The 16,521-nt window shown below is 43.9% G+C and carries 12 protein-coding genes; 7 read left to right on the plus strand and 5 right to left on the minus strand.

The window, feature by feature from the left end:
- Positions 1-49: 49 nt before the first annotated feature.
- The 3 genes from JJQ94_RS04215 to JJQ94_RS04225 all read right to left on the minus strand — a co-directional run bounded on the left by JJQ94_RS04215 (position 50) and on the right by JJQ94_RS04225 (position 5,606).
- Positions 50-2,578 carry a TonB-dependent receptor domain-containing protein gene (locus tag JJQ94_RS04215; protein WP_099029842.1) on the minus strand — a complete coding sequence of 843 codons (2,529 nt, stop codon included), beginning with the start codon at positions 2,576-2,578 and terminating at the stop codon, positions 50-52.
- Between the two features lie 110 nt (positions 2,579-2,688).
- The gene (locus JJQ94_RS04220; RefSeq protein WP_236596441.1) at positions 2,689-4,914 is read right to left on the minus strand and encodes an EAL domain-containing protein; all 2,226 of its coding nucleotides are present in this window, start codon (positions 4,912-4,914) and stop codon (positions 2,689-2,691) included.
- A 347-nt stretch (positions 4,915-5,261) separates the two neighbouring features.
- Positions 5,262-5,606, minus strand: coding sequence for a VOC family protein (locus tag JJQ94_RS04225; RefSeq protein ID WP_099029840.1), 345 nt, complete (start codon positions 5,604-5,606; stop codon positions 5,262-5,264).
- A gap of 168 nt (positions 5,607-5,774) precedes the next feature.
- On the opposite strand from JJQ94_RS04225, the gene JJQ94_RS04230 reads away from it, so the two are divergent.
- The 6 genes from JJQ94_RS04230 to JJQ94_RS04255 all read left to right on the plus strand — a co-directional run bounded on the left by JJQ94_RS04230 (position 5,775) and on the right by JJQ94_RS04255 (position 13,071).
- Positions 5,775-7,571 (plus strand): glycoside hydrolase family 3 protein, encoded by a 1,797-nt coding sequence (locus JJQ94_RS04230; RefSeq protein ID WP_099029839.1) that lies wholly within the window; start codon positions 5,775-5,777, stop codon positions 7,569-7,571.
- Between the two features lie 12 nt (positions 7,572-7,583).
- Positions 7,584-8,384, plus strand: coding sequence for a D-glutamate cyclase family protein (locus JJQ94_RS04235; protein ID WP_099029838.1), 801 nt, complete (start codon positions 7,584-7,586; stop codon positions 8,382-8,384).
- A gap of 9 nt (positions 8,385-8,393) precedes the next feature.
- Entirely contained in the window at positions 8,394-9,122 is a 729-nt protein-coding gene (locus JJQ94_RS04240; RefSeq protein ID WP_099029837.1) for a 5-oxoprolinase subunit PxpA, read from the plus strand.
- Positions 9,123-9,184: 62 nt separating this feature from the next.
- The gene (locus JJQ94_RS04245) at positions 9,185-9,718 is read left to right on the plus strand and encodes a GNAT family N-acetyltransferase (protein WP_099029836.1); all 534 of its coding nucleotides are present in this window, start codon (positions 9,185-9,187) and stop codon (positions 9,716-9,718) included.
- The gene (locus JJQ94_RS04250) at positions 9,715-10,251 is read left to right on the plus strand and encodes a GNAT family N-acetyltransferase (RefSeq protein WP_069019961.1); all 537 of its coding nucleotides are present in this window, start codon (positions 9,715-9,717) and stop codon (positions 10,249-10,251) included. The genes JJQ94_RS04245 and JJQ94_RS04250 overlap by 4 nt, the downstream gene beginning before the upstream one ends.
- Before the next feature lie 108 nt (positions 10,252-10,359).
- Positions 10,360-13,071: an Ig-like domain-containing protein gene (locus JJQ94_RS04255; protein WP_172439916.1), complete on the plus strand. Its 2,712-nt coding sequence runs from the start codon at positions 10,360-10,362 to the stop codon at positions 13,069-13,071.
- 43 nt (positions 13,072-13,114) lie between these two features.
- Here JJQ94_RS04255 and JJQ94_RS04260 read toward each other — a convergent pair whose 3' ends face one another.
- On the minus strand, positions 13,115-13,528 hold the full coding sequence (locus JJQ94_RS04260; protein WP_099029835.1) for a VOC family protein: 414 nt from the start codon (positions 13,526-13,528) through the stop codon (positions 13,115-13,117).
- A 166-nt stretch (positions 13,529-13,694) separates the two neighbouring features.
- Between JJQ94_RS04260 and JJQ94_RS04265 the strand changes: the two genes are divergently transcribed.
- Positions 13,695-15,713, plus strand: coding sequence for a S9 family peptidase (locus JJQ94_RS04265; RefSeq protein ID WP_099029834.1), 2,019 nt, complete (start codon positions 13,695-13,697; stop codon positions 15,711-15,713).
- 181 nt (positions 15,714-15,894) lie between these two features.
- Here the strand turns inward: JJQ94_RS04265 and JJQ94_RS04270 are convergent, their stop codons facing one another.
- Positions 15,895-16,518 (minus strand): FMN-dependent NADH-azoreductase, encoded by a 624-nt coding sequence (locus tag JJQ94_RS04270; protein WP_039496302.1) that lies wholly within the window; start codon positions 16,516-16,518, stop codon positions 15,895-15,897.
- Between the last annotated feature and the right edge of the window lie 3 nt (positions 16,519-16,521).

Consider the following 16,521-nt stretch of genomic DNA (forward strand, 5'->3'; position numbering starts at 1 on the left):
TGAGTGAACTAATGAGCACTGGGCAGTGTGCAAATTAGCAAGGGAAATACTAGAAATTAAGCGTCAGCGAGGCGCTGATGGTGCGTCCTAAGATCGGCCGAGCATAGTAATAGTCGTATCCTGCTTGAACATCGTTGATGGCACGCGGGTTTCCTTCGGTTAACCCGAGCTCATCACTGATATTTGTCGCTTTCACATGCAGCGCAACCGCGTCGGTAAAGCGATAATTCACCCCCATATCGATTGTGGTGTAGGCAGGGAGCTCAAACTTGTTCTCCCCATCTGAGTAACGTTCTCCTAAATGGTGAATAGTTAAATAGATATCACCATCGTCAAAGTAGTAGGTTGGCGTTAACCTAAGCTGCACTTTGGGTGTGCGCTTCACTTGCTTGCCTTCCCAATGTGCAAATGCTCCGGTAAACCCTTCCATTTTTGGGTCTTGCAACACGCCTGTCAGCTCAAGCTGTAAATTGTCATGCGCCTGCCACACTGTTTCAAACTCAAGACCATCGGTGACTGTGTCTATCGTTTGATTCGCCACCTCGCCATTGCTGCCGGTAAAATTACGTTCCACTAAGTCATTAAATTTAGTTCTAAACAGGGTCAGTGACGCGCCAATTGAATCGCCAGCATAGCGAGTACCCAATTCGCTAAAGGTTAAATTAACGCTGTCATTAAAGTCGGCATCAACCCCTGAGTGAATGTTCTGACCAAAGCTCATTAACCTTGGCATTTCAAAGGCATCGGCATAACGACCAAATACTGACACGTCATCCGAGAAGGTATAGTTGAATCCCACCGTCCACGCGGTTTCGGTTTCGCTACGAGTTTTTGACAAGAATTTGTTTGACGGTATGTCGACGTAATTGTTGGCAAGATTGTTATCTATGTCATTACCAGCGCTGTCAAAAGCACCAGCAACAGGCTGTGCAAATGTGGTCGCGGAGGCGGTGCTATCTAGCTCCAACCACTCAACCCGAACCCCACCATCAATACGAAGGTTATCGGTTGCTTGATATTGTTCATTGATAAATAAAGAGTTGGAAGTACTGGTACCAAAAGCGGTTGCCTGACCCCAACCTGGTGCATAACCCGTTGAGCCGTGGTCGGTAAGTTGACCAACCACTTGCTGATTGCTGTTAATTGCAACAATATCGAGTAATCGAGCATTGTCTTTTACTTCCGTTAAAAACTGCGATTCCCATTTATCAACGGGTAAGGAGTCCGCATCTACATAGGCAAATAACCACCCTATGGTCAGCGTGTGCTGATCACCTTCATAGGTAAAATTGAGCTTATTAACAAACTGCTCGGCATCATAGCGCGAATAAAGCGGGTAGCTTGTGGTGACTAAGCCGTTTCCGTTTAAATTGCTGACATCTGTCAGTATTTCACCACTATCTACATATCGATACCGTGCGGCAACGGCGCCATCACCGGCAAACTGGTCCAGCATATTTTGCACATCTTGCTGCCCAAGTCGGGTATTGGCATTGACGAGCGTCGAGTTATCGAAGTTAAGCAAAATATACATGTCGTTTTCAAACTGTGAGTAACGGCCAGCTGTATTTAGCAGCCAACGGTCGCTTAACTCCCAATCTAAGTGATAGCCTAGCGTACTAAACTTGGTATGCTGCCCATCTTTAAGGTCTCGTGTTTTATAGCTGCCATCAGGCTGTAAATAGTGTAAAAAGCGCTGACCATTACCAATTAAGGTGCCATGCTGTGGATCAACACCAGCAATGCCTTTAGGGTCGCTTTGATCTCTAAGCGGAATAGGCACAAAGAAAGTGGTATGGTCATTGAGGTGCTTGGCAGATAATGTGAGTTGGCCTTTGTCGAACTCACGCACTAAATTGAGTCGAAGTTGGCCGCCATGATCTGCGGTAAACTCTGTGTCTCTTACGCCATCAGAACGACGATAAGAGCCACCTATCGACATTTTCCAATTGTCACTAATGGGTGTGCCATAAAAGAACTCGCCGCGATACATGCCGTAATCAGCAGCAGTTAAGCGGATCGTCGCTTCTTCAATATCATCCGGTTTACGGGTAATAAAGTTTACTAACGCTGCGGGGCCATTGGTGGTCAGTAGGCCTGAGGTGCCCCCACGAACCGCTTCCATATGTTCAATCGTGATATCTTGACGCTGATAGAAATCAACCCATACGCCGTCGTACACCACAGGTAGCCCGTCTTCTTCAACGCCGATATAACGAAAGCCTTCACCGCCACGTAGTCCTCTAGGCGCAACATTATTGTTGGTTTCACCACCTGAATCTTCAACCCAAAAGCCTGGCACACTTTCCAGAAGATCCGCCGTACCTAAAGGTGCTTCTCGCGCCAACTGTTCAGCATTTAATGTGGTAATTGAGACCGATGATTCCAACTTAGTTTGGCCACGCCCACCGCTGCCAGTGACGACAATTCGCTCAAGGTCGAGTAGTTTCTTTTTTTCTGTATTTTCTTGCGTTTCTTTTGCTTTTGTTTGTGCAACCGCAGTGTGCGAACCCAATAACGCGCCACTGATAGCAAGCGCAATAAGGTGTTTGTTATAACGAGATGTATTGTTGCTCATGGTATTCCCTTCATTCTTGTTGTTGGCAGAGCAAGTGAGTGAAGCTCTGTAAATCTATAAACGAACGAAGGGAAAGTTTTAGGAATATTTTTTAGATAAATTTATCAATACTAGTTTTGACCTAATCTGCGCCTCTCTACGCTCATGTGGGTACTGAGAATCAGGGTGATCTCGGACTCTGGGGCGGGAGCAAAAAGGTGGTTGCCTTGGATAAGGTGACAGCCATTGAGATTGAGAGACTTAGCTTGCAACGCAGTCTCAACACCTACCGCTACACATTCTACATCCAAGCTCTTTGCCATCTGTACAATCAATTTTGCAATATCATTTTGTGAAGCAACTGACTGAGGGGTCGCAAGGAAAGCAGGTGGAATTTTAATGGTTTCAAACGTGAGCTTCTGCAAGTACAGCATGCTGGTATGCCCGACACCAAAATGATCAATTGAGATCCGCATGCCGGTTTGCTCTAATTCCGCCATCACTTCCGGTGCTTTATCAAGTAGCTCTATCAGGTCAACTTCTTTGATTTCTATTTCAATTTGCCGAGATGGTAGCTGATGTTGTGCAGCCTGCTCCATAAAGTTTTTTATTACTGTTTTATTGGTGAGTTCAGCAAGCGAAAAATTAAAGCTAACCACCAGATTATCGTACTCGTAAAACCATGTTTTCATCGCCTGAAAGGCCAGTGTTCTGAGCTGCTGCCCAATTTCTACCATTAGATCGCCATCACATGCCGTTTCAAAAAAGTCTTCAGGTACCAACAATTGTTCATCTTGTTGCCACCTTGCGAGCACTTCAAGTTTTTTAATCTTGCGTGTATGCGCATCAACAATAGGCTGGTAATAAGGAATAAACTCTCGATTATCTAACCCCTGAATGATCCGACTTTCTTGCACTAAACGCTGTTCCGACTCGTGATCTAGACGTGCGTTATAAAATTGAAATTCCGTTTGTGTGGCTTTTTTAGCTCGATACATTGCGGTATCAGCATGCTTTAACAAAGCTTCCGTGTTGTCACCATCATCAGGGTAAATTGCAACGCCAGCACTCACCGTGGCTTTTAGGCTAACTTGGCGCAAACAATATTGTCCATTAACGATACTCAATACTTTACTCACTACCTTACGTACATATTTTTTATCTTGGATCCCGTCAATGAGTAACACAAATTCATCGCCTCCCATTCTGGCAACGGTGTCGCACCCTCGAATTTGCTGAGTTAATCGACTCGCAATTTCTTTGAGTAATAAGTCGCCATAATCGTGCCCCAGTGAGTCGTTGATTTTTTTGAATTTGTTGACGTCAATAAATACCAAAGCAAATTGGTGACTCATGCGCTTGGCTCGTTTACAAGCCTGCACTAAACGGTCATGCAGCAATAAGCGATTGGGTAACCCAGTTAATGCATCGTGATGAGCAAGGTGATTCATTTTTTTTGCCATCAATCTCGACTCTGTCACATCTTGAAAGACCATTACAGTGCCAAGGTAACTGCCGTCTTTAGCTATAATAGGAGAGAAGGAATCTTGGATAGCAAAGGTAAGACCAAGATGATTGGTAATGGAAGTGAGTTCAGGTAAACAAATGGTATGGCCTTGCTTTAGGCAAAGTTCAGGAAATTTATTCACCGAAGCTTTGGTTTCTTCGTGATACATAGACATAACATCATCAAATCGCCGCCCGACCACTTCTTCATTTAACATCGCGAGAATGGCTTCTGTGACTGGATTAATATAAGTGATCACGCCATTTACGTCTGTACAGATCACGCCATCACCAATAGAGCTCAGCGTCACTTCGAGCAATTCTTTTTCTTCTTCTAGTGCCTGAGCGAGGCGATTTTCTCTGTTGCTAGTATTAAAATAACAGAGATATCCTGTAACGGTATCCGCGACTTTAATTGGTAAAGCAACAGGACTAATAACTTCGCCACTGTGTTTGGTCGTGCAATTACCATAACTTTGCGTAACAAGCGCTTCGAACATGCTTGTTTCACCACTCTTGCCCTCGCTATGGATGTTACCGCTCACAGCGATTAAATTTTCAAGCTTTAACCCTATTACTGAACTGCCAACACCCAGTATGGATTGCATTTGGTCATTGGCTTGTAGGATAACGCCGTCGCTGTCTAACACCATTTGTGGCACGCTAGAGCCATCATCAACCATAATTTTTTTAGTATCTTGTACTTGCCACCAAAGCAGTGCTACAAACAAAAAAACTAAAGCGCTGATGGCAATAAAAGTAACAGGCAACAATAAGAATAGGCCCAATTTATCGGCCATAAGCATGGTTAAGGAGAGTAAAATACCAACAACTAAGAATATCCGTCTCATTGCCTAATCAAACCTAAGTATGGTGATGATGCATTTAGCGGTGTTTTGTACAATGATTGCCCTTGCCACCGGCACGTCTACGCTGAATCTAAACTCGTTAGATAAGTCTATTGGCGATTACGCAGTAAGCAGGTATCAAACACAAAGAGATGTTTGCATCAGTGTTTACTAACTATTGTTCACAATAGCAACGAATTCAAGTTTTTATCTGATCCGAAAACGAAAGATTATTGCAGTAAAACCCCAGTATTTACGTGATCTGTAAAGGGGCTTTACAACACACTAATTCCTTATTTAACCTGAGGTTTGAATAAGGAATGTGTCAACTAATTATTTTTAAACCCAGGTTATTTAGACCACACCGCAAATTCATTGCCGCTCGGCTCAAAAAAGTGAAAGCGACGACCGCCAGGAAATTCAAATATAGCCTTGCTTATCTCTCCGCCCGCTTGCTCTACTTTGCTTTGCACGGCTTCCAATTCATCGCTGTACAACACCACTAGCGCACCGCCTTGCGCTTGTTTAGAAGACACATCGGCTCGGAAAAAGCCGCCGTCAAGGCCTGAATTTGCAAACGCAATATAATCTGGCCCGTAAGATTCAAATTGCCAATCAAACACCTGCTCGAAGAAAGCTTGTGTTGCTACTAAGTCTTTTGCTGCTAATTCTACATAGTTTATATGATTGTTCATTTTTCATTCCTTTTAAAATATGTGCTTCTATTATGCTGTTATCGCCTAATAGAAAGCATTTTGTAGTCGCTTCTAAATCAATGTTAAAGTGTAGGCAATTTTATTCAGCGTTTATTATTGATTGTGCGATTATTATCTCTGCTCACTACTTTAGGAACTATCACATTCATGAGTTTCATCACTTCAGCTCACGCAACAGCAGCACAAGTGCCACTGACCACTTCGCAAATGCTTGGACAAAAGCTTATGCTCGATTTCCGCTATTACTGCGGTGAAAGCAAAAAGCCAAGTGGAGATTGTAGAGCAGCGATGACAACTTTACCGCCTGAACTGTCCGAATTGATTAGTAAATACGACATCGGCGGCGCTATTTTGTTTGCCGAAAATGTGCAAAACACCGCGCAAATCGTCAGTCTAACTAATGCTTTACAAAGTGCGGCACGGCAAAGTAAAAGTCAACTTCCTTTATTTATTGCCATCGATCAAGAAGGTGGCCGTGTTGCGCGAATAAACCGTGAACAAGCAACGTCGTTTACCGGCAATATGAGTATTGGGGCAACCTATCCAAAACAGGGCGATACTTACGCAACCAAAGTGGCAAGCGCAATTGGAAAGGAGCTAAATAGCTTAGGCATCAACGTAAACTTCGCCCCAACGGTGGATGTGAACAGTAACCCGAACAATCCGGTGATCAATGTACGTTCATTCTCCGAAAATCCAAAAGTGGTCGCCAAATTAGGTCTTGCTCAGGTAAAAGCATTTGAGGCCGCAGGTGTTCTCTCTGCGCTAAAGCATTTTCCTGGCCACGGTGATACACATGTTGATAGCCACACGGGACTACCTCGTGTTGATCACGACCGCGACAAAATTAATCAGCAAGATTTATTACCCTTTGCCGAAATAATCAAAGCATCGCCTCCTGGCATGATAATGACCGCTCATATTCAATATCCGGCGCTCGACAACAGTAAAGTCGTTAACTCTCAAGGTGAGAGCATGATAAGGCCTGCGACTATGTCTTATCAGATCATGACGAAACTACTAAGACACGAGTTGGGATACCAAGGCGTGACCGTCACAGATGCACTAGACATGGCTGGGATCAGCGACTTTTTTAATCCTGTCGATGCGACAATTGAAACATTTAATGCCGGCGTGGATATCGCGCTTATGCCTATTGCCATTCGCAATCGTGCAGACATCAAACGCTTTGAGCAATATATGGCTCAGCTAGCAGAAGCGCTTGATACCAATAAACTAAACCAAGAACAACTTAGCAGTTCTATGACGCGTATCGCTAAGCTCAAAACAAAGCTGCCGCAATCAAGTGCTTCTTTGGCAATTGCCAATTCAACGCTGGGCAATCCAAGCCATCGTCGTTTAGAAGCAGAGCTTGCACTAGCGGCTATCACCGAAGTAAAAAATGATGGTGTATTGCCGCTCAGAGATAACGCACAAGTTGTTCACCTTATCATGCCTGATAGGCAAAAATGTTTTGCGCTTGAGCAAGCATTACAAACATTCAGCAAAAACTCGCTCGCACTTTCTTGTACAAGCCTACAAGCCTACGACCCGAACATTGCACATGATGCAATTAAACAGGCCGACGTGATAATCGCCGCACATGCATCGCCACCGCAAAGTGCGGTAGAAATTGGCGGCATGGACGATGTGAAAAAGTTACGAGAGCATGGTGTGGCGCGTAATGTTCAACCCGAAGCGCTGAAAGCATTACTGCAATACGGTCAGCAACTGGGTAAAAAGCAGCTATTTATCAGCCTAAGAGCACCATACGAAATTAGTACCTTTAGCCCTTTTAGTAACGCAGTATTAGCAAGTTATGCCTATAATGTAGACATAAATCATGATACAAAAGTGGCTGGGCCTGCCTACACGGCGCTGGCCAAAGTGATTTTAGGAATAGCGAAAGCGGAAGGTTCACTGCCTGTTACAGTAAACCACTAATTGGAGGAATCTATGGATCCCAGTGCTTCTTTAAGTGCGCCACATGCAATAAGAAAAATGATCAAGGATGGTGATTATACGGGCCCTACTAAAGGGTTCGTGCCTGGGTTCACACAATGTAATGTGATTATTTTGCCACAAAGCGAAGCATATTCATTCTTTCGTTTTTGTGAGAGTAATCAATCTGTTTGCAAGCTGATTATTCCGCCCAGCGAGCCCGGTAACTACCACTTTGACACTTTGGGGAAAGATATAGACATTCGCTACCACCTCCCCAAATATCAGATTTTAAAACATGGCCAGCTCGTCCAAGAGTGCCATAATATAGATGAGCATTGGCGTGACGATTTAGTTACCTTTGCTTTCGCCAGTTATCTTTCTTTTGATAACTTACTCGCGCAGTACGGAATAAACCCGCCATCGGCGAACCCAACCACGCCTTTACCACTTTACATCAGTAACTTGCCTTGCAACTCAGTAGATAAGTACGAGGCAAATCAAATACTGGCGATGCGCCCATTAACCAAGCAAAATCTTATTAGTGCCATTCAAGCGGCAACACTAAGTCGGCTTCCCTATGCGTTGCCACTTCATTTTGGTGAGCCAAATGAGGTTGGGATCAAAGATCTTAGTAAGCCTAATTTTGGCGAGCCATTGACTTGTAAAGAGGGGCAGCTTCCGGTTTTTTGGGGTTCCAGTCTGACAGCTCAGTTAGCCATAGCAAAAGCAGCACCTGAGTTTTGTATTATGAATAGTCCACACCATTTATTGGTGACAGATAGACAAGATTTAGAGCTTGCAGTAACGAAGTAGGAAATAAGCATGTTATTAAATTGCGACTTGGGTGAAAGCTTTGGCGCTTGGAAAATGGGGTTAGACGAACACGTAATGCCACATATCGACATGGCCAATGTCGCTTGCGGCTTTCACGCAGGAGATCCTGATGTACTCGCGCAAACACTACAGCTGGTCAACACGCATCGAGTGACACTTGGCGCACACCCAAGCTATCCAGACCGTCAAGGGTTTGGCCGCCGCTCAATGCAGCTCTCTGAGCAAGAGATCATCAACGCCTTACATTACCAAATTGCCGCAATTGAAGGGATGGCAAAGGTGCAAGGCTTGACGCTAAGTTATGTAAAACCACACGGTGCGCTTTATAACGATATGATGAAGTCACAAAGGTTATTAAGCTGTGTAATCAAGGCCATTTCACACTACCCAAGTGAGCTTAAGTTGATGGTGTTAGCCACTGCGCAACAAGCAAATCACCAACAACTCGCTGACGACTATAATGTATCACTGATTTTTGAAGCCTTTGCCGATAGACTGTACACCGATGAAGGCTTACTTACTCCCCGCTCTGAAGCGGGCGCAGTGCATGACAAATCAGCGCTACTTGCGCAAGTTAAGCAATTACACCAGCAAGGCAGTGTTACAACTGCAAGTGGGAAGTCACTTTCCTTACGGGCCGACACCTTATGTGTTCACGGTGACAATGAGGCGAGCATTGCCTTAATTGAAGAAATAAGAAACGTGATAAATCAATAATTTGTGATAGTCTGGCCGTACATGTTTAATAAGTGAAAGTCAACTAAGCGAAAGGACTTTACATGCAGTTCACAACAGAAAGACTTACCTTAAGACCCATACTTAATACAGACTGGCCGCTTTGGGTAGAACTTCATCAACAACCAGATGTCATGCGTTTCATCGGTGAGATTACCGATGAAGCTACGCTGCGTGAAAAGTTTAATCGTGGTTTAAGCGCCGGACTTGGGCAGTGGCACAAAGAAGATAACTCTTGGCTCACCTTAGTGATTGAAGAAACGGCCACAGCAACCCCAATCGGGCTACATGGATTTTTAAGTATGTGGACACCGTTTCAACAGGCCGAGTTAGGCTTTATGCTTTCCCCCGAATTTCAAGGAAAAGGTTACGCCTTTGAAGCTTCTAGAGCCATCATTGATTTTGCCTTGCACGAATGTAATTACCACAAGCTCATCGCCACCGTTACCCAAGGAAACCATGCCTCTCACCATTTACTCAAAAAACTAGGATTTGAGCTTGAAGGCACGCTAAAACATAACTTCCAAATTAACGGCGAGTGGGTAAATGACGAGAAGTTCGGATTATTGAGGATATGATCCGTACAGCAAGAACAAAACTTGTTGCACTCACTTCAGTGTATGCAGAGAAGCTTGTCACTTATCACTTAGAGAATCGCGATTACTTTGCACCGTGGGAGCCGACTCGACCAGAAAGCTACTACTCAATGGATTATTGGTTGGTTCATGCAGAGCAAGCCGAACATGCCGCACGATCCGATACCGCTTATCACTTTATTGCGTTATTGCCAGAACGGCCTCAGATAGCCGGGCTATGTAGCTTCACCCAAGTTGCACGAGGTCCGTTTCAAGCTTGTTATTTAGGCTATTCCATAGCATCACAATTTGCGGGCCAAGGCTATATGACCGAGATCTTAGAAGCCGCAATCTCACATATGTTCGATCAGCGAAACATGCATAGGATCATGGCAAATTATATGCCCAGCAACGTGGCAAGCGCGCGAGTGTTACAAAAACTAGGCTTTGAACAAGAAGGCTATGCTAAGCAATATCTACGCATTGCTGGAAAATGGGAAGATCATGTTTTAACAGCCAAGCTAAGAGCAGAATAAACCCCGCGTTGACTATTTTTACATTCATTAACATCAACCTCTGTACTTAAAGACCCTAAAAAGGGTAAGTTTTTAGTAAGTATATTGTAACAATCAGAGAAAATAATAATGAATAAAAAAGTATTTCAACTCTCTTTAATCAGCTTAGGATTAGTACACCTGAGTGCTTGTGACCTTTTTGGCGGTGATGATAAGAATACTCCACCAGAAATCGTAACCGCAATCGAAGCAAGTATTGGGGAGCGGAGCTTCCTAAGTGGTGGGGTTACAATTTCAGACAGTGATGGATCAATTTCGTCTCGCACTATAAAACAAACTTCAGGACCAGACGTCATCGATCTTACCTTGGGCGATTCTAGTCTTTCTTTTACTGCACCAGAAGTCACTGAAGATACCAAAGTAGCCTTCTTGATAACTGCTACAGATGATGATGGTGATAAGACAGAAAAAGAAGTTTCTGTCACCATCAAACAAATAAATAGAGCCCCTCTAATTACAGGTTCAGAACACAGCCTTGAATATAACAACACCTTAGAATTTACTTTGGATGTAAAAGATGAAGATGGCGATGCACTGGAGGTCACTTTCGAGCCGGCACTTTCGGGTGTTGTTGAATTAATTAATGCAACAACGCAGACATACAGCTATACCCCAACTCATAACAACATAACTAAAGAGATTTTGCACTTCGGCGTGAGCGATGGCGACCTCACAAACTCTGCAGAAGTTCAGATAGAAATTATCGATACAACGGCACCACGACTAATGACAAGTTTGCCAGAGTCCTCAGCGACTCGGGTTAGCTTAACAGGTGAGATCCAGTTACACTTTGACGACAACATGTCCGCGTCTTGGTCAAGTGAAATTGGTACTTCAGAGTGTAATGGCGCAATTCAACTAAGAGAATCTGGTAATCAAACTTGCGTAGAATTTTCAGTAGGACAAACACAGCAAGAAGATGGATACGCTTTTTCTTTAACACCAATGGAGTCCCTTAAAGCAGGCACTGAATATGAATTAACCATCTCAGAAACGGTGACCAACTTTTATGGGACTGCCATCGCCCAAGCTGAAAAGCTTACTTTTGTTACTGGACAGAAAGATTTACTTATCACCGAGATTTCATCGTCTAGGTATATCGATGATAACCGCTGGGTAGAAATCTACAACGGTACAGACGAAACTATCGATTTGAGTAATTATCAACTTGTTGCCGAAAGCATCGAGTTGGAAAACTACAATGATGGCGGCACTAAAGCCTTTCCGTTGAAGTCACAGCTACTTGAACCAGGCGAATATATCGTAGTGCAAAATGAACATGGACCTCAAACATGGCAGCGCAGCGTGACAAGCTCTAATCAGTTGATGCTAGTCGGCGATGGACAGTTTGCGCCGGCATGGTATATATCTGGGTATGTCGAATTACAAAACAAGCAAGGTGAAACGGTTGATTTTGTCCGTTTTGGCGAAAGTGATAAAGTACCAGCAACGCCTTCAGAATGGCAAGAGAGTGCCGAGTTACTACCAGTTTCAAATCAACTAGGTCAAAGCCTTGTCAGAACAAGCCTATTAACAGATACCAATTCGATTAACGATTGGCAATCTGCCGCCTTTTTTACACCTGGCGGCAATAATGATGTGCTCTGTGATAAAGATGAGGACTTAGATGGGATCCCTGATTGTTCAGAGCAGCCTGGTGGCACATTCGCAGGCTTACCTTTATACGAATGGGGTGCAAGAGCTGGCGTCAGAGATATTTTCATAGAAGTTGACTATATGGAAAGTAATGATGCAGGTATTACGCCTCACAAACCCGCACTCGACAAAGTAAAAGCGGCGTTTGCAGCTCAAAATATAGCAGTGCACTTTGACGTAGGTAACTTGTATCACCAAACAGAAGGCTTATCACCTGAACAACATGATTTAGGTGGCGGCGAGCAGATCCCGTTTGTACAAACCACAACCTTTGCAAGTTCAGAGCAAGCGCCGAGTATTCTTGATCACAAAGCCAAGCATTTTGATCTTAAACGCCGGCCAATTTTTCACTATATGTTGATGGCAAACAGTCAAGAAGCAGACGGCAGTGGCGGATCTTCTGGTTTAGCTGAGTTATTTGGCAACGACCTTATTATCTCGCTGGGGAATTGGGGACTGAACTTAGAGTCAGAACTCATGACCAATGTGACCTACAACTACCAAGCAGGAACGATTATGCACGAATTGGGGCATAACCTCGGTTTGTATCACGGCGGCAATGAAAATACTAACTTTAAGCCAAATCACTTTAGCGTGATGAATTATTTGTACCAACTCAGTGGCTTATCAACTATTGGCAATAACGAAGGCGATCGATACTTACGTCGCTGGTTCCGTAATAACGAAAACTGCTTTCCGGAAGGCACAGCAATTTTAAACGGCCCGACAGACGACATTAAGAACTTTGTTATTGACTATTCTCATGGTAAAAACCTGCCATTAGACGAAGCCAAATTGGACGAATCAAAAGGCCTTAATAATCCCAACTCAGAAGCCATTGATTTCAACTGTAATGGCAGCACTTCTGATGTTTTAGTGAACTTTAACCTCAATGATGACAGCGAAAACGCATCCATTTTGACTGACTACGATGAATGGTCAAGTTTAATACTGAATTTTACACGCTTCTGGAGCGGTGCGAACAGCGGTCATTCGCATCAAACGACTGAAATGCGTCCTAAACGGTCCATCATGCATACCGACATTCAATTAGTGCACGAGGAAACGGCACCACCGAAAGCGGTATTTGAACAAATTAAACATTGGTCAAACTATCAACAATAGATATAACGCACGAATAGGCCCTAGTTTGGGCCTATTTTTTACATTAATCACTATTACGCTCAGAAGGCAGATCACTCATATATTCCACAAACTCAATTTCATATCCGGCTGGATCGATAAAGTAAACGTTTTTTCGGTGTGGATGCTGCGCCCCGACTTTATCGACTGCATAACCTGCTTCGGTTAGCCTGTTAACGACACGCTCGATACTTTTAACCACATAGGCAAAATGTGCCAAGCCGACTTGGTGGCCTTCGAGTGCTCTGTTTTGACCCTCACCGTGATCGCTAAACGCTATATAATGATAGTCATCACCAAAATGCAGCCATGTTCGTGCTTTCCCGTACCACTCGCCCTGCCCTTTGCTTCTAACTTTCCAGTGAGGAAATGCGGCGCGATAAAAGTGAAGTACTTCTTCTAGGTCGCTAACTACCAAATTTACGTGTTCTAAGTACATATCATCCTCTTCATTATAAATTTCGCTAACTGCTGGCAACGATAAAACCGCAAGCTAAGTTGAGGTAAAGCACTTTTTTATGGATTTTTAATTTGTTCACCGCAAAGAGTTGATTAAGCTGCAATATGGCGCATAGTGGAAATGATAATTAGAAACAGGATGAGTCATGAAATACTTTCTAGCAGGCGTTGCTATTGCAAGCTCAGCTTGCGCTGTGCAAGCCGCATCGCTTGAGCCAACCGATATATTTAATCTTGAATATGCTAATCAAATTGACATCACCAATGACGGTGACAAAGTCTTCTTCGTGCGCAACCGCATGGATATCAAAAGTGATAGAAAAGTCGGTAATATTTGGTCTGTAGACCTTGCTACCAACGCAATGCAGCCAGTTACCTCAGGATTGCACATGGATTATTCTCCTGTGCTGTCGCCTAGTAATGATCGCATCGCTTTTGTTTCTACTCGCGACGGTAGTAGCCAAATTTATGTGAAATGGTTAGCAACTGGTGCCATTGCCAAGATCAGCAATTTAGCCCACGGACCATCAGGACTACATTGGTCTCCAGATGGTAAAAGCCTATACTTTAGCCAGTTTGTTCCCAGCCAAAAGGCACCACCGGTATCTGTTGCAGGGAAACCCAAAGGGGCAGAATGGGCAAAACCACCCGTATTTATCGATGAGGTATATTATCGCGCAGACGGTGCTGGTTATACCGAACCGGGCTTTAATCATATTTTCAAAATTGACGCCAACGGTGGCAATGCAAAACAGTTAACCTCAGGCAACTTTGATCATGGCGGCGAACTGAGTTTTGCTGATGACGCAAAGGCACTGTATTTTTCGGCTAATCGCCACAAGGATAACCAGTTAAACCCAACCAACAGCGAAGTCTATAAGCTAGACCTAAACTCGCTTGAAATCACAGCGGTAACTGACCGAGTTGGCCCAGACAATCACCCTGAGGTGTCACCTAATGGCCGCTATCTGGCTTACCTTGGTTATGATGATAAAAAAACCAATTACGAGAATAGCCTACTCTATGTCAAAGATCTCAAATCTGGCGAAACCAAAACCTATGCAGCCGATTTAGATAGAAGCCTTTCCTCTGTCACTTGGGCCGCCAACAGCCGTGGCGTCTATGTGAGTTACGACAGTGAAGGGAAAACCACACTCGGCCATCAGCCGTTAAAAGGGCGTTTTGAGCAGATAACAGATGCCATTGGTAGTGTTAGTTTTGGTCGCCCCTATTCAGGTGGTGACTATGCCATCAGTGATCGTGGATTAGTGGCTTTTACCCTCGCAGATACCCAGCGCCCGGCCGATGTTGCAATTGTAAAACGCGGCGAGCCAAGACCAATTACAAAGCTTAACGAAGATGCCCTTGGTGATAAAACATTGGCAAAAGTTGAAGAAGTTTGGCTAAAGTCGAAACATGACCAACTGCCAATTCAAGCTTGGGTCGCCTACCCTCCAGGGTTCGATAAATCTAAAAAGTACCCGCTCGTACTTGAGATCCATGGTGGCCCAGTTGCAAACTATGGCCCACACTTTAGCGCCGAGGTACAGCTTTTTGCCGCCCAAGGCAGCGTAGTGCTTTACATGAATCCACGAGGCAGCGACTCCTACGGCAAAGAGTTTGCTCAAACTATCCACCACAACTACCCAAGTCATGACTTTGACGACTTAATGACAGGTGTGGATCATCTGATCGGCGAAGGCTATATAGACAAAGACCGCTTGTTTGTTACCGGCGGTTCAGGTGGTGGCGTACTCACCGCGTGGACAGTCGGTCACACGGATAGATTCGCAGCAGCGGTCGTAGCAAAGCCGGTGATCAACTGGTATAGCTTTGTGTTAACTGCAGATTTCTATCCATTCTTTGCGGACTACTGGTTCCCAGGAAAACCATGGGAACATATGGAACATTATATGAAACGCTCTCCTATTAGCTATGTGGGTAATGTAAAAACTCCAACCATGCTACTGACAGGTGAAGCGGATTATCGTACGCCAATCTCAGAAACTGAGCAGTATTATCAAGCGCTTAAGCTACAGGGTGTAGAAACAGCTATGGTCAGAATTCCAGATGCCTCACACGGAATAACCAAAAGGCCATCTAACCTGCTAAACAAAGTAGCTTATATTCAGTGGTGGTTCGACAAGCACGACCCGAAGAAATAAAACAATTATTCCTCAGGCGCATAACAATTCTGAGGGTGATAAAGTTATCGATATTGTCAGAATAAACTGACCTATATCGATAACTTCCAATATTAATTTAGAACAGTTTCATAGCCTAGTTATTAGAGAGTAAGCAGTGAATAGATTTAAATAATTTTTCTCTAGTCAAAACTCATCCATATTACCAAGAGACCGACAACGCCTCCAAAGCATCATGTGCTTCGTTTATCGCCTCATTTCTCATTTCTTCGCTTGCCCATTGATTAACTGCTGATACTGCATGAAAATCCGTGAGTCCCATGAACCCAAATACAGAACGAATATAAGGTGTACAGAAATCATAGGCTTCCATTGGCGTACCTGACTCATAGCTACCAGCACTTGAAGTAATTAATACCAGTTTTTTATCCGCTGATAGTTTTGGTTTAAAGCCCTCTACTGGGTCAATTGTGAAAGTACGCTCGTTTCGTACGATATTGTCAATGTAGCACTTTAAAGTCCATGGGACGGAAAAATTATACATAGGTGCTGAAATAACAACTCTGTCCGCACTTACAATTTCTTCAATAAGCGCATCTGATTGAGCCAACACATCCCAATCATGTGAACTTTTATCCAAATCTGGAATTGTATTTGATTGAGTCCATTGCAGATCAGGCCCTTTAACCGGATGGTCTCCCAAGTCCCTAGAAACGACCACACTTTCAGGGAATCGAGTTTGCAACTTCGCAATAAACTCATTTGCAAGCTTATTAGTAAGTGACTGTTCGCTTCGAACACTTGAAGAAATATAAAGAATCTTCATCTA

The sequence above is a fragment of the Pseudoalteromonas sp. GCY genome (assembly GCF_016695175.1).
Lineage (GTDB): Bacteria > Pseudomonadota > Gammaproteobacteria > Enterobacterales > Alteromonadaceae > Pseudoalteromonas.